The organism is Chitinophaga agrisoli (assembly GCF_008386695.1).
Taxonomy (GTDB): domain Bacteria; phylum Bacteroidota; class Bacteroidia; order Chitinophagales; family Chitinophagaceae; genus Chitinophaga; species Chitinophaga agrisoli.
Genome location: NZ_VUOC01000002.1, coordinates 1,218,215 through 1,232,271, shown reverse-complemented (window position 1 = coordinate 1,232,271; position 14,057 = coordinate 1,218,215). Strand labels below are relative to the sequence as shown.

Annotated in this window: 12 protein-coding genes; 9 read left to right on the top strand and 3 right to left on the bottom strand. The window is 50.5% G+C overall.

Annotation, left to right across the window (positions count from 1 at the left end; all coding sequences use genetic code 11):
- Entirely contained in the window at nucleotides 1–1,077 is a 1,077-nt protein-coding gene (locus tag F0L74_RS12190; RefSeq protein ID WP_149838140.1) for a M48 family metallopeptidase, read from the top strand.
- A 267-nt stretch (nucleotides 1,078–1,344) separates the two neighbouring features.
- On the opposite strand, the gene F0L74_RS12185 is transcribed toward F0L74_RS12190, so the two are convergent.
- Nucleotides 1,345–1,758 carry a c-type cytochrome gene (locus F0L74_RS12185; protein WP_149838139.1) on the bottom strand — a complete coding sequence of 138 codons (414 nt, stop codon included), beginning with the start codon at nucleotides 1,756–1,758 and terminating at the stop codon, nucleotides 1,345–1,347.
- A 175-nt stretch (nucleotides 1,759–1,933) separates the two neighbouring features.
- On the opposite strand from F0L74_RS12185, the gene F0L74_RS12180 reads away from it, so the two are divergent.
- Genes F0L74_RS12180 through F0L74_RS12165 form a run of 4 tightly spaced genes read left to right on the top strand, consistent with a single transcriptional unit; the run spans nucleotide 1,934 to nucleotide 8,935 of the window.
- Nucleotides 1,934–2,530, top strand: coding sequence for a biliverdin-producing heme oxygenase (locus F0L74_RS12180; RefSeq protein ID WP_188315977.1), 597 nt, complete (start codon nucleotides 1,934–1,936; stop codon nucleotides 2,528–2,530).
- Nucleotides 2,511–4,040, top strand: a complete 1,530-nt coding sequence (locus F0L74_RS12175) for a GAF domain-containing protein (RefSeq protein WP_188315976.1) — start codon at nucleotides 2,511–2,513, stop codon at nucleotides 4,038–4,040. Before F0L74_RS12180 ends, F0L74_RS12175 begins: the two co-directional genes overlap by 20 nt.
- Complete coding sequence (locus F0L74_RS12170; RefSeq protein ID WP_149838136.1) at nucleotides 4,037–8,521, top strand: chemotaxis protein CheB; 4,485 nt, start codon at nucleotides 4,037–4,039, stop codon at nucleotides 8,519–8,521. The genes F0L74_RS12175 and F0L74_RS12170 overlap by 4 nt, the downstream gene beginning before the upstream one ends.
- Nucleotides 8,522–8,530: 9 nt before the next feature.
- Nucleotides 8,531–8,935, top strand: a complete 405-nt coding sequence (locus tag F0L74_RS12165; protein ID WP_149838135.1) for a response regulator — start codon at nucleotides 8,531–8,533, stop codon at nucleotides 8,933–8,935.
- Nucleotides 8,936–8,996: 61 nt separating this feature from the next.
- Here F0L74_RS12165 and F0L74_RS12160 read toward each other — a convergent pair whose 3' ends face one another.
- Complete coding sequence (locus tag F0L74_RS12160; RefSeq protein WP_149838134.1) at nucleotides 8,997–9,830, bottom strand: NmrA family NAD(P)-binding protein; 834 nt, start codon at nucleotides 9,828–9,830, stop codon at nucleotides 8,997–8,999.
- 149 nt (nucleotides 9,831–9,979) lie between these two features.
- Here F0L74_RS12160 and F0L74_RS12155 point away from each other — a divergent pair, with 149 nt between their 5' ends.
- The 4 genes from F0L74_RS12155 (at nucleotide 9,980) to F0L74_RS12140 (ending at nucleotide 12,115) form a co-directional block, all read left to right on the top strand.
- Entirely contained in the window at nucleotides 9,980–10,471 is a 492-nt protein-coding gene (locus F0L74_RS12155) for an anthrone oxygenase family protein (RefSeq protein WP_149838133.1), read from the top strand.
- A 112-nt stretch (nucleotides 10,472–10,583) separates the two neighbouring features.
- Nucleotides 10,584–11,009, top strand: a complete 426-nt coding sequence (locus F0L74_RS12150; RefSeq protein WP_149838132.1) for a VOC family protein — start codon at nucleotides 10,584–10,586, stop codon at nucleotides 11,007–11,009.
- A 105-nt stretch (nucleotides 11,010–11,114) separates the two neighbouring features.
- Complete coding sequence (locus tag F0L74_RS12145; protein ID WP_149838131.1) at nucleotides 11,115–11,654, top strand: SRPBCC family protein; 540 nt, start codon at nucleotides 11,115–11,117, stop codon at nucleotides 11,652–11,654.
- A 26-nt stretch (nucleotides 11,655–11,680) separates the two neighbouring features.
- On the top strand, nucleotides 11,681–12,115 hold the full coding sequence (locus tag F0L74_RS12140; RefSeq protein WP_149838130.1) for a VOC family protein: 435 nt from the start codon (nucleotides 11,681–11,683) through the stop codon (nucleotides 12,113–12,115).
- Nucleotides 12,116–12,200: 85 nt separating this feature from the next.
- Here the strand turns inward: F0L74_RS12140 and pafA are convergent, their stop codons facing one another.
- Nucleotides 12,201–13,847, bottom strand: coding sequence for an alkaline phosphatase PafA (pafA, locus tag F0L74_RS12135; protein ID WP_149838129.1), 1,647 nt, complete (start codon nucleotides 13,845–13,847; stop codon nucleotides 12,201–12,203).
- Nucleotides 13,848–14,057 lie beyond the last annotated feature (210 nt).

Sequence of the window (14,057 nt, the reverse complement as noted above, 5' to 3'; positions counted from 1 at the left end):
ATGTTCAAGGGAGTTTATTTCAACCACCAGGTAGCCAATGCTACCCCTGTCACTATCCAGCTTTTTACGGAGAGCCTGCAGCTGGACTTTATAGGAGGCGCTATGCCTGCCAAAAAGCTGCATTGGCTGTTTACAGAGATCACCATGGAACTGGTGGACCGTAACTTTATCCGCATTACCGGCACGGGAACGGATGCCGGTACGCTGGAAGTAAGCGACCCGGTGTTTGTAAAAGACTTCCTGCAAAACTATAAGCACATACGGGGCGCCGGCTTACATGAGCTGGCGCTCCGTGGTGGCTTAAAAGCGAGCCTTCTCATATTGCTGGCAATAGCCGGTATTATATTGGCGGCCCATTTTTGGGTATTGCCCTGGTGTGCAGACCGCGTGGTGGACAGGCTGCCTTTGTCTTTTGATAAGGAGCTGGGAGATATGGCCCGCGCCAGTATGGATGAACCGGTGGATACAGCTGCCAGCCAGCTGCTTACCCGTTTTGCCGCCCAGATGAAATGGGATGCCCCGGATACCCTTACGTTTACGGTGGCGCCCAGTAAAATAGAGAATGCCTACGCGCTGCCTGGCGGTTATATAGTGGTGTATACCGCGTTACTAAAAAGGCTGAAGACCAAAGAGGAGCTGGCCGCTTTGCTTTCCCACGAAGTGGCGCATATTACCTGCCGCCATTCTGTTCATAAGTTATGCCGTGATATGAGCACCTCGCTGGTATGGACCGCTGCCTTCGGTAACAGCGGCGCTGCTACCGGCGCATTGTTCTCCAATGCCGGCGCGCTATACAGCCTTACCTACTCCCGCCAATATGAGGAGCAGGCGGATATAAAAGGGCTGGCCACCATGCGCAGCAATCATGTTAACCAGCAAGGCATGCTGCAGCTGATGCAGGAATTGCAAAAGCTGGATCATAAACTTAAGATCCCCGAGTTTGTGAGCTCCCACCCGCTTACAGATAACCGTATCCGTTATGTGCGCCGTGAGATCGCTGCAAATCCCGCTCCCGTAAATGATCATGCGGAGATGGAAAAGATCTTCCGCCAGCTGGAGCAACTGTACCACAAATAATGCCGGTAAGATCAGCTTAATCTTTAGCGAAACGTACCAGCATTTGATCGGTTATAAACGGTATACCAGGCTGGCAAAGTAGGTACTATTCATAAATGCCCTGATATTATCGATATATCTTCAAAGATACAAGGGTTGGGCAGGGTTTATAACGCTTTTTCTTCCGGGCGGCAGGGTTCTATAAGAGTGTGCGCTGGCAGGATCCAAATAAAAAGAGGATGTACCGCTCGTTGATACATCCTCTTACCAGATTATATGGACACGTATTTATTTCTTCTCTCCGCCTGCGTCACCGGCAACTTCCGGGCTTGACTTGGGCTCTTCATTGCCATGGTGACAGGTAAAGCAGGTCACCGTCATGGCTTCGCCTTCTTTAAAGTACTTTTTGTTGATGCGCGCTGTCATCTTCATCATACCGCGTGCAATCTCTTTGTGGTGGTTCTCATCGCTGGCGAAATCCAGCTTTTGCGGGTTGTCCTTTTGCGGCGCATGGCAGAAGCCACATTTTACGCCCAGGGCGTTCTTAAAATTGCGCATAACATTCTCCAGATCCTCATGACTGATGTTCTTGGGCAGCACCTTCAGGTTCTTGGCCTTGGGTGGATCCTGCGGCAAGGATAGGGAACAGAGGATAACGGCGACAACTAAAGTCACCGCAACTAATAAGCTTCTCTTTATCATGACCTTATGATTTTGATGATGAACTTATTAATTTTCCGGCACTTTTAATAATTAAATATGATGACAGGCTTAAATGTTTGCTCCTGTCCTGCATATCCCTCCCTGCCCGCTAAAATTACAGGCAAAAAACTTGTATTATTTATACATATTCACGGAACCATAAATTGTTAGCATCTTGACGGAACACTTATTCGCTGTCCACCTGAAGGACTATACGAAAGCGGAACATGCCAGCCTGGAAAAGAAATTGATCGGTATGATCAAACGTATCCGTACCCCGCAGCAGTACATTGCGTTGTTAAGGATGTTCTACGCTTACTATCATGCACTTGAGCTCAAAATGGATCAATATTTGTCGATAGATAACGTACCCGACATAGACGAAAGAAGGAAGTCTGCTGCCATTTTACAAGACATCCGTTTTATGGGGGATACCTCCCCGATGGAAGACCATGCGGTACAAACGCCGGAGATCCGCTCCTGGCCACAGGCTCTAGGCGCTGCCTATGTGTTGGAAGGATCTACTTTAGGAGGCGTGATCATCGCCAGGATGATCAGCGGGCAGCTAGCGATACCAGCCGGGGAAGGGTTCTCTTTCTTTAACGGTTATGGTGATGCTGTTCATCAAATGTGGAAGAAATTCCACGTCTACCTCAACAGTGTGGAAGGGAAAGATGATCAACTACTGGCTGCCGATGCTGCCAGGCAAACTTTTTTAACATTTAGTAACTGGGCCGATCTATATGAGTCAAATGGAGTTTTCAAAATATGATTCGGAATTCTGCGGCAATATCCCCATTCATATCATTAATACCGTACAGGAGTATGGCGCACTCCTGGTGCTGGACAAGGTTACGCTGACCATCGTACAAGTGAGTGAAAATGCCGGCGACCTGCTGGGCGTACCCTTCCGGGAGTTACCGGGTAAATCCATCAACGGGCTGATAAATGACGAAGCCTATAAATCCTTATTGGAATTAGCGCAGCAAAGTGATGGTAATAAACTGGCGGCAACCTGGAAGCTACAGGAACGCCCTTGTGCCGTTATGGTGCATGTACATGGCCAGCAACTGCTGGCAGAGGTAGAGCATAGTCCTGATCTGGTGGCCGAAGAAGCCACCTTTACCCATCTGTATCAACAGATCAAAACATCGATCGGGTTAATAGAACAGGCACAGGATGTAGCCGCCCTTTGCCATACGGCGGCAACGGAAATTAAAAAGCTGTCTGGTTTCGATAAGGTCATGATCTATACCTTTGATAAGGACTGGAACGGTAATGTACTGGCAGAGGCCATGGAGCCCGGTATGGAATCCTATATCGGTTTTACCTTCCCGGCCTCTGATATACCCAAACCGGCGCGTGATATGTATTTGCGGAATCCTTACCGCTTTATCCCGGACCGCGAGTTCAAGCCTGTAAAACTGTATCCGGTCATCAACCCATTAACGCATACTTTCCTGGATATGTCTGAATGTAACCTGCGCGCGGTGGCGGCGGTACATGTGGAATACCTGAAGAATATGCATGTGATGGCTTCCATGTCTGTAAGGCTTATTAAGGATAATGCGTTATGGGGGCTTATTGCCTGCCATCATAAAACAGCCCGTACTATAGACCCGCAGCTGCGGTCTGTGCTGGAGCTGTTATCCGGTGTTATCTCCGGCCGTATCAGCGTGCTGCATCACCAGCAATTTCATGATCTCTCTTCCCGGTTAAATAATATATATACACAACTGATAGAACATCTTTATAAAACAGCCAGCCTGGCCGCCGGCCTGCTCAATGGCACGCCTAATATAATGACTTTATTTGACGCAAGCGGGGTGGTCATCACTTATAAAAATAAGACCTATCATGCGGGAGAAGTACCGGATGCAGCTCAGTTGGAAGACCTGTTGTTATGGCTGCATGTAAAACAGCTGCGGAAGGTTTTTGATACGGACTCCCTGCCCGCAGTATATGATATTACGGAAGAGTTCCAGGAGATAGCCAGTGGCCTGCTGGCCATACCGGTACAGGCGGAGGAGGATACCTACATCCTTCTTTTCAGGAAAGAGTTTGTTAAAACCACTAATTGGGGCGGTAACCCCGATGAAAGGATCTTCTTTGATGAGAACCCCAAGATCTATCATCCCCGCCATTCCTTTAAATTATGGCAGGAGCATGTGAAAGGATTTTCCCGGCCATGGCTGCCGGAGGAGTTGATCGCAGCAGAGAACCTCCGCAGTTTTATTTTTGAATTCCTCACGCGGGATACTATGGGTAAGAATGAGCTATGAAAAGCAAGCACCAACATTACATTGTAGCGGTAGGCGCATCTGCCGGCGGCCTGGAGGCTATCCAGGAGTTTTTTGATAATATGCCGCAAACGGGTAATCTTTCGTTTGTGGTCATTCAACACCTGTCACCGGACTATAAGAGTTTGCTGGTGGAGCTGGTGGCGCGCCGCACCCATATGAAGGTGCTGGAGGCTACGCATAACCTGCCGGTGATGAAAAATTATATCTATGTGATCCCCAACAATAAACAGATACGCATACAGCGCAACAAGCTGCTGCTGTCTGATAAAACGCATGATAAAGTACCCAACAACGCTATTGATGTATTCCTGCATTCGCTGGCCCTGGATAAAAAGGAGCGGGCGGTGGCGGTGATCCTTTCCGGTACGGGTACAGATGGTACACGGGGTATTGCCTCCGTTAAGGAAAATGGCGGGCAGGTATTGGTGCAGGACCCTGCTACGGCTAAGTTTGATGGCATGCCCAATAGTGCCCTCAGCTCCGGGTATGCGGATGTGGTAGCCTCCCCCGCAGGTATAGCAGAAGCCATTGTAAAAGAGATACACCAGCTGGATGCGGACACGCAGACAAAAGAGCCGGATGATAATACCCTTAGTCACATCTTTTCACTCATCCATAAGGCTGCCGGGCACGATTTCCATTATTATAAAACGCCTACTATCCTGCGCCGTATCAGCAAACGTATGGCGCAGCTGGGCATTAATGATCCTCAGCAGTATGTGGAATACCTGGAGGAGCATTCCGAAGAATGTAAGGAACTGGCGCATGATTTCCTGATAGGGGTTACCCGTTTCTTCCGTGATGCGGAGGCTTTCCAGGTGCTGCAGCAAAAGGTGCTGCCGCAGCTGATCGCCAACCGGGAGGGGGACCAGCTGAAGATATGGGTAACTGCCTGCAGCACCGGGGAAGAAGCTTATTCCGTTGCCATAGCCGTTGATGAGGCTCTGGAAACGGCGGGCAAACGTATGGAAGTGAAGATCTTTGCTTCTGATATAGACACCGCTAACCTGGATATTGCCGCTGCCGGCATATATCCCCTGACCATTGATAAAGATGTGCCGGCAGCTTTGCTGGAAAAGTATTTTACCCGTAAATCGAAAGGTTACCAGATAACCCCGCGCATCCGTAAACAGATCGTATTTGCGCGGCACGATATTACCAAAGACCCGCCTTTCATCAAGAATGATCTTGTGTGCTGCCGCAATATGCTCATCTATATGAACGGCATCCTGCAGGACCGCATCTATGCCATGCTGCATTTTTCGCTCAATAAAGAAGGCTTCATGTTCCTGGGCCCCAGCGAAAACCCGCCCTATGGTAAAGGTGGCAGTATGCAACAGGTAAGCGCCAAATGGAAGATCTTCCGGAAGATAGCAGACATTAAACCCCGCATGCATTTTGGCGATAATTTTGCCACGCCGGTAAAAATCATACGTAGCGAAAACGGTCACTCCCTGCAGGGTGAACAGGTGCTGGACACCAAAGGGCAGAAAAACCTCTGGAGCGACCTGCGCACCGCGTTAACACAGGATATGGGGCTTATTGCGCTGTATATTGACCGTAATTTCGAGATCCGCGAGACCATGGGCAATTATGAGCAATTGCTTACCCTGCCCAAGCGCGTGCTGAACCTGAACCTGATGCGCATGCTGCCGCAGGACCTGTCCGTGATCCTTAACCGGGAGGTGCGCAAAGCCTGGAAAGAACGCGAGAAGATACAGCTGCATAACATTGTGTTTGGCAAAGAAGATAACCTGCGCGCTGTAAATTTGCTTATCAACCCCCAGGTAAGCGCAATGGATAACGACTATACGCTGGTGGTGATCAGCAAGGCGCAGCTGCCGCAGGACAGGCCCGCGCATGCATTCACACCTACGCTTGACTCCGACTACCTGCATAGCCTGGAGCAGGAATTGTCTGAGACGCGGAAAAGCCTGCAACTGGCCGTAGAAGACCTGGAAACCGCCAATGAAGAGTTGCAGAGCTCTAACGAAGAACTGCTCTCCTCCAATGAAGAATTGCAAAGCTCCAATGAAGAGCTGCAATCCCTCAACGAGGAATTATATACGCTCAATACAGAGCACCAGCTCAAGATCAAGGAGCTGATAGAACTGAATGATGATCTAAACAATTATTTCAGGAGCACAGATATTGCCCAGATCTTCCTGGATAAGGAGCTGCACATCCGCAAATTTAACCCGGCCTCTGCCCGTATGATCAATTTTATTGATACTGATCTGGGGCGGCCTATCGGGCATATCTCCAGTAATATCAAATATGATCAGCTGGCGGATGATATCCGGCATGTGCAGCAATCGCTGCAGGTGATAGAAAAGGAAGTAACGCTGAAACAGGGAAAGAATTTCCTTATGCGTATCATGCCCTACATTACGCGGGATAATAAATACGCCGGCATCATCATCACGTTTGTGGATATCACCACCATCACCCACCTGAACAATATTGTGCGCAGTGTGTTCAATGCCAGCACCAGCGCTATTTTTGCGCTGCGCACGGTGTCTGATACGCCGGGTGTGATCAGCGATTTTACGATCGAAACAGCCAATAGTCATGCGCATGCCCAATTTGGCAATGAAGAAACGCCCCTGACGGGTAAAGGACTGAGGGCCTCGCTGCCACAGCTGGCCACTCCGGACCTGTTCCAGGAATATGTATCAGTGGTAAAGGATGATACCACGCTGCAACGAGATGTTTATTTCCGCGAGCAGGATAGCTGGTTTGAGCTGATAGCGGTAAAGATGCCGCATGGCCTGGTAGTCACTTACACAGATATTACGGATAAGAAAAAGGCGGAGAAGAAGATACGCCGGAGCTACAGCGAACTGAATGAAACCAAGGAAACGCTGAAAAAGCTGAACCAGGACCTGGAGGATAAAGTGAGGGAGCGCACCCGGGAGCTATCCTTCAGCGAGGAACGTTTTCGCCTGGTAGCCCGCGCGACCAATGATACCCTATGGGATTGGGACCTTACACAGGATAAAATGTGGTGGAGCGATTCCTTTGCCAAGATGTTTGGCTACGAACCCTCCGAAATGACGCGTAAGCAATGGATGGAGAATATTGCGCCGGATGAGCGGACACAGGTGCAGGAAAGCATCTATGGCGCTATTAATGATAATAACAGCCAATGGAGCCTGGAATACCGTTTTCGCCGGGCAGACGGTGAGTATGCGCATATCCTGGACCGCGGTTATATCCTGCATAATGAGTTTGGCGTGCCCTACCGCATGCTGGGCTCCATGTTAGACCTTACAGCGCTGCGGAAGGCAGAACAGGAGATCGCCGCCAATATTGCCGAGAAAACTTTCCTGGCAGAGTCTATGCCGCTGATGGTGTGGACGGCGAATCCATCGCGCAGCGTAGATTTTGTGAACCGGCAGTTTGAATATTACACAGGGCTGCATCACGATGATGCCCTGGGCAAAGGATGGCAGCAGGTGATACACGGGGAAGACCTGCGACGCCTGACCGCAGCCTGGGACAAGGCTGCTGTTTCACAGTCAGATTTTGACTGCGAAGTGCGGGTACGCATCGCCAACGGCAACCTGCGCTGGAACCTGCTGCGGGCCAAAGCCCGCATGGATGAAAAAGGAAGGCTGATCAGCTGGGTGATCACCAATATGGATGTGCATGAGCAAAAGGTGATGAATGAGGTGCTGGAAGAAAAAGTGGAGCGGCGCACCTTGCAGCTCCAGGAGATCAACCGCGAGCTGGAGTCCAGCAACAACGACCTGCAGTTATTTGCCTCCGTAGCCTCACACGATTTACAGGAACCACTCCGTAAGATCCATATGTTCACCAAGATGGTGAAAGACAAACACGAACAGAACCTGCCGGCAGATACGCTGATGTACCTGGGTAAAGTGATGCAGTCAGCCACCCGCATGAAGGCGCTGGTGAAGAATATCCTGCATTTCTCCAAACTGTCCGCTGACAGTTCCGGGTTTGAGCATACGGATATTAACCAGGTAGTGCGCGAAGTGCGGGAAGATTTTGAGGTGATCATCAAGGAAAAGAATGCCAGCATCATAGCCGGTGATATTTGTCCGCTGGAAGTGATCCGCTCGCATATACAGCAGGTATTCCAGAACCTGATAGGTAACGCATTAAAGTTTAACCGGCCGGATGTGCCGCCGGTGGTCCGCATCTGCTCCTGCAGGATAGCGGCCCGGAAATTTGACGCGCCGGAAGATGATAACGGCCGCTGGTGCCGCATTGAGATCAGCGATAACGGGATTGGTTTTGATGAGCAGTTCCGCATAAAGATCTTTGACCTGTTCCAGCGCCTTAACTCCAAGGATAAATATGAGGGTACCGGCATTGGATTGGCTATCGTAAAAAAGATCATTGAGAAACATAATGGGGCTATTACAGCAGACAGTATAGCAGGGGAGGGCTCCATATTTATTATCATATTACCCCTGGAACAGGATAAATAACCCGGGAAAATGACAGGATTTAAAAGGATCTTACTGGCGGAGGATGATGAGGACGACAAAATGATCTTCAGTGAAATACTGAATGAATTGAAAACGGATTATCATTTCCATTTTGATGCGGTGGACAATGGACTGCAGATCGTGCAGCTCCTGCGGCAGGATGAGGCGCTGCCGGACCTGGTGGTGCTGGATCAGAATATGCCCCAGATGAATGGCAAGGAAACGCTGGAGGTGATAAAAAGCGACCCCCGTTTGAAACATATCCCCGTAGTGATCTACTCCACGTATAATGACGGCCGTTTGTCTGACGAATGCCTGCGTATTGGCGCTACGCAGATCATCACCAAACCAGACTCTTTTGAAGGCTTCCGCACCATGATCCTGATGCTGGTAACCCAATACCTGCGGCAATAGACCAGCCCCGGCATACATCCAGGGCTGGCAAACAGCTTATCAGCACGGTCTGGCGGCAGGCTTAGGCGGGCACGGCCCAGGCGCCGCTGGCCGCAGTTTGCTGCGCATAGTCTGCAAAGTCCCTGGCGGGCCGGCCCAGCACGCGCTCCACATCCCCCGTTACATAGGTATTACGGCCGTCCAGCACTTCTGTGAACAGGTAAGTGATAAGGCTCACCAGGTCCTCCGGCAACTGGTATTCCCGCAGAGTGGCTGTATAGGCTTCTATAGGTATATGCTCAAACTGAATGGGCCTGCCGGTGGCTTTTGCAATGATGGCAATGGCTTCCGCAAAGGTGAGCAGGCGCGGGCCGGTTACTTCATACAGCTGGTTAGTATGACCTGGCTGCGTAAGGGCGGTAACGGCTACGTCTGCAATATCGTCTGTATCTATAAAGGGCTCGCCTACATTACCGGCGGGCAGGGCTACATGGCCGGCCAGCACCGGATCCAGTAAATAACTTTCGCTGAAGTTCTGGCTAAACCAGCTGGCCCTTACTACTGTCCAGGGTATACCGCATTGCATCACGATCTGCTCGCAGTCCTGCGCCTCTTTTTCTCCGCGGCCGGAGAGCAATACTACATGTTGTACGCCGCTTTGCACCGCCAGATCCGTAAGCGCGCGGATGTCGTTTACCGCGCCGGGCATGGCCAGGTCCGGGTAAAAGGAGATATACAGAGCTTCCATGCCTTCGAGCGCGGGCATCCAGCTGCGCTGATCTTCCCAGTCAAATGCCGGGCTGCCGGAGCGGGAACCAATACGTACGGGCCATCCCAGCTGGGTGAGCCTTTGCGCTATGCGGCTGCCTGTTTTGCCATTGCCGCCTAATACCAGGGTATGTTTTTTTGTGTTCATCAGTTTGAATTTTACACAAAGCTACAGGCGCCATTACGCCGGAAATAGAACAAAACCGACAGGGAACTGTAATTATGCTGGCGGTTTTGTTCTATTTTCATTTACCCCGCCTTTCCATCTTTGTAGGATCATTATTAAAACAGCTGATCATGACACTTTCCAACATTGTACTTGCAGTTACCGCTACCCTTATGGCCCTAATAGCCGGGCTGTTTTATGCCTGGTCCTGTTCCGTTATCCCGGGTATTGGCCGCCTGCCGGACCGGGAGTACCTGGCTGCCATACAGGCCATGAACCGGGCTATCCTGAACCCCGTTTTCTTTCTTAGCTTTATAGGCACGGCCTTGTTATTACCCTGCTGCAGCTACCTGCATTACAGCCAGCCGGCAAGCGCCAGTTTCTGGCTGCTGGTAGCCGCCACGCTTATATATATTGTTGGCGGCTTTGGGCTTACCATGGTGGGCAACGTGCCCTTAAATAACGGACTGGACGCATTCTCCATAAACGGCGCCACACCGGAGGCACTGGCTGCGCAGCGGCTAAAGTTTGAAGGCCCCTGGAATAGCCTGCATACGGTACGTACCATTGCCTGTATTGTATCGCTGGTGCTGGTGGTGATAGCCTGTATCAGGAAGTCATAATCCCCCCCTTAATTGTCGTGTTCTCCCCCTTTACCATAACCGGGGGGATAATAGTTTTGCATTACAGGCTGGATGTTGATGCCTTTAGTATGTTAACAACAAACAATGAATCATGACAACGCAAATTAATCCTTACTTATCATTCAGCGGCAACTGCCGTGAAGCCATGAGCTTTTACAAAGATTGCCTGGGTGGCGAGCTGACCCTGCAAACCGTTGCCGAATCGCCCATGGCGGACCAATGGCCGGCGGCCTTACAGCAAGGCGTGCTGCATGCGGCCCTTATCAAAAATGGGGTATTGCTGCTGGGCTCTGATATGCCCAGCCCGGATGGCGATGCGCTGGTAAACGGGAATGCCGTGGCGCTGTCCTTAACCTGCGCCACACCGGAAGAGATGGATACTTTCTTTGAAAAGCTGGCTGCCGGCGGTCAGGTGATCCGTGCGCCCCACGAATTTTTTGCAGGCAAGATAGCCGCGCTGAAAGACCGCTTCGGGATGAGCTGGATCTTGTATTACAGTACTATGCCGCAGTCCTGAACTGTCGCAAAGACCCCTTAAAATGTCGTATACGCACCCGGCTCAAACCAGTGGCCTGGCCTATATTTGTAGGACTGTACACTATTTACTTAAACCTTATATACCATGAAAATTCTGAAACGAATCCTGATCGTCATTGTCATCCTGATCGCTATCCCTTTGATCATTGCCTTGTTCAGCCGCAAGAACTATGCGGTGGAAAGGGAGATCACCATTAACAAACCCCGGCAGGAGGTGTTTGATTATATCAAATACCTGAAAAACCAGGATAACTTCAGCGTGTGGGCAAAGATGGACCCCGGCATGAAAAGGGAGTACCGCGGTACAGATGCCACGGTAGGTTTTGTGTCTGCCTGGGACAGCAAGAAAGATGTGGGCGCCGGCGAGCAGGAGATCAAAAAGATAACAGCCGATGGCCGGATAGATTATGAGCTGCGTTTCATCAGGCCCTGGGCTGGCCGGGCAGATTCCTATCTAAGCACAGCCCCAGTATCTGACAACCAGACCACGGTAAAATGGGGCATGAGCAGCAGTATGCCTTACCCCATGAACATTATGCTGTTGGTAATGGATATGGATAAAGTATTGGGTAAAGACCTGCAGACCGGACTTACCGACCTTAAAACTATACTGGAGCATCCTTAATTTCTTCACTCCTAAAAATTGCAGCCATGGCAGCAGTCAATCCTTACTTACACTTTAACGGCAACTGCGGTGAAGTGTTCGACTTTTACAAATCCGTTTTTGGTACGGAGTACATGGGCGGAAAAATGAAGTATAGCGATGGTCCCAAGGAGCATCAGCTGGAAGGAAAAGAGAACGACCGCATTATGCATGTATGCCTGCCTATAGGGCAGGGTACTTACCTGATGGGCAGCGACCGGCCGGCTTCTTTTGGGGATATTAACCAGGGCGACAGCTACTATATCTCCATCAGCGCAGGCAGCGAAGAAGAGGCCAAACGCCTGTTTGACGGGCTTTCTGCCAATGGCAAGGTACAAATGCCGCTGGAAAAGACCTTCTGGGGCGCTTATTTTGGTATGTTCACGGATAAGTATGGGATCAACTGGATGGTGAACTACCAATTCGAAGAACCGAAAAGCTAAAGGCAGTAATACTACTTTCATAAACAAACAGCTTTGACGGATGCGGTGTGCGATCTGTCAAAGCTGTTTGTTTTTTATGCAGGCTTCAATGCACGTATACGCTTTCCACCGGTTTGCCTACGCAGCCGTTGGGCATTTGTATGTGCAGCATAGCGGCAATAGTGGGCGCAATATCCGTCATATGTGTGATAGCATTGGAATTGCCATGTTTTACATGCCAGCCCATAAACACCAGGGGGATATGCACATCATAGGCATTCCAGTTACCATGGGTGGTGCCTTTTTCAAAGCCGGAGTACCAGCCTGGTTCCGGTATCACCATAATAGCGCCGCAGCGTTTAGGGTTGTAGCCGTTGATCACCATAGTTTTGATAGGCTCCGGTAGCGGGCTGTTGCCAATATTGTCAATATCCGCGGCAAACTCAATACCTGGCAGGGCCTGCAGGTATCTAACCGTCTCTTTCTTCACCACATCATAATCCAGTTGGGCGGCTTCGATCTTGTGCTGGTCAAAGCCTAAGTGATAATTCTGTGCATTGCTGATCAGCCCTGTTGCGCCAAAACGTGTTTGCAGGAAGTTGTTCAGGCCGGCCAGCAGGTCTTTGTCTTTCTGGAAATCCGCCGGTATGTTATGTTCCTGCATAAAACCTACAGAGTGCGCGGCGCCATGATCAGCAGTGAGGAATACCAGGTATTTGCCTTTACCCACGCGCTGGTCCAGGAAGGCGAAAAAGGCGGCCAGGTCTTTATCCAGCCGCAGGTACACATCTTCTACCTCAATGGAGTTAGGACCAAATTTGTGGCCTGCGTAGTCTGTAGAAGCGCAGTTAATGGTCAGGAAGTCTGTTACCGTGCCGCTTCCCAGGTTATAACCTTCTACGGCTGCCCTGGCAAAATCCAGCGTGAGGGTGTTGCCGGATGGCGTGGAGCGCAGGCTCACGGGATCTTTTTTGTAGATCTCCGGCATGTTGTGCGGAAATACGGGCGCTGTCTCGCCGCCAAAAGTACCTTCCCAGGGGCTATTGTCTTCTGTGCTTTGTATATAAGTGTTGATAGGATACAGGGTAGTCCAGGGTTTAGACATCAGCTGCTCCGGCTCTTTGCGGTCATTAAAACGTTTCACCCACTCCGGCAGCTCTTTCATATAAAAGGTACTGGTAATGAAGCTGGCGTTGCTGTCATCCAGCCAGAAAGCGCCATTGGGCGTGTGGCCCGCGGGCAGTATGGAGGCGCGGTCCTTCAGGGATACGCCTACTACTTTTGAACGGAAATTGGTGGCCAGCCGCAGCTCATCCGTAATGGTAGAGGCCAGCAGGTTGCGTGGCGACATAGCGCCGGCTTTGGTGGTGCTGCCTACAGATTGTACGGTAGTATCTTCTGTACAGTACCAATGGCGGCCGGTTTGCTGATCTGTCCAGTCATTGCCGGTAATGCCATGGATAGCCGGCACGCTGCCCGTGTACACGGTGCTATGCCCTACCGCGGTAAAGGAAGGCAGGTGGCTGATGAAAGTATTCTCACAGGAATATCCTTCATTCAGCATACGTTTAAAACCGCCCGCGCCAAAGCGGTCATGGTAACGGTACAGATAATCCCAGCGCATCTGGTCTACTACAATGCCTACTACTAGTTTGGGCCGCTCAATAGCTTGCCCCATTGCTGCAACGCCTTGCAGGAGCGCAACCGCCCCGGCCAGTAATTGAAAGTACAATGGTTTACGAATTCCGTTCATTCAGGATGGATTGTAAAAAGTGAATAAATAAATATCAGCGGGCCACCGCAGGGGAGTATAAGCGTAGATCCTTTGCGGCGGTGGAATGCCGGCTGTATTACTGCATCCAGCAAATATAAACACATACCTGTAAAAAAGCTGGTGCAGATTGGATAAGCGGTCAGGAGCCTAAAACTAAAAGGGGGCTGCGTTACCAGCCCCCTTTCCCCA

Bases quoted from the DNA above. Each gene is read 5' to 3' on its own strand.
- F0L74_RS12190 (WP_149838140.1), top strand. From the start codon at position 1: ATGTTCAAGGGAGTTTATTTCAACCACCAGGTAGCCAATGCTACCCCT.
- F0L74_RS12185 (WP_149838139.1), bottom strand. From the start codon at position 1,758: ATGATAAAGAGAAGCTTATTAGTTGCGGTGACTTTAGTTGTCGCCGTT.
- F0L74_RS12175 (WP_188315976.1), top strand. From the start codon at position 2,511: ATGGAGTTTTCAAAATATGATTCGGAATTCTGCGGCAATATCCCCATT.
- F0L74_RS12170 (WP_149838136.1), top strand. From the start codon at position 4,037: ATGAAAAGCAAGCACCAACATTACATTGTAGCGGTAGGCGCATCTGCC.
- F0L74_RS12165 (WP_149838135.1), top strand. From the start codon at position 8,531: ATGACAGGATTTAAAAGGATCTTACTGGCGGAGGATGATGAGGACGAC.
- F0L74_RS12160 (WP_149838134.1), bottom strand. From the start codon at position 9,830: ATGAACACAAAAAAACATACCCTGGTATTAGGCGGCAATGGCAAAACA.
- F0L74_RS12155 (WP_149838133.1), top strand. From the start codon at position 9,980: ATGACACTTTCCAACATTGTACTTGCAGTTACCGCTACCCTTATGGCC.
- F0L74_RS12150 (WP_149838132.1), top strand. From the start codon at position 10,584: ATGACAACGCAAATTAATCCTTACTTATCATTCAGCGGCAACTGCCGT.
- F0L74_RS12145 (WP_149838131.1), top strand. From the start codon at position 11,115: ATGAAAATTCTGAAACGAATCCTGATCGTCATTGTCATCCTGATCGCT.
- F0L74_RS12140 (WP_149838130.1), top strand. From the start codon at position 11,681: ATGGCAGCAGTCAATCCTTACTTACACTTTAACGGCAACTGCGGTGAA.
- pafA (WP_149838129.1), bottom strand. From the start codon at position 13,847: ATGAACGGAATTCGTAAACCATTGTACTTTCAATTACTGGCCGGGGCG.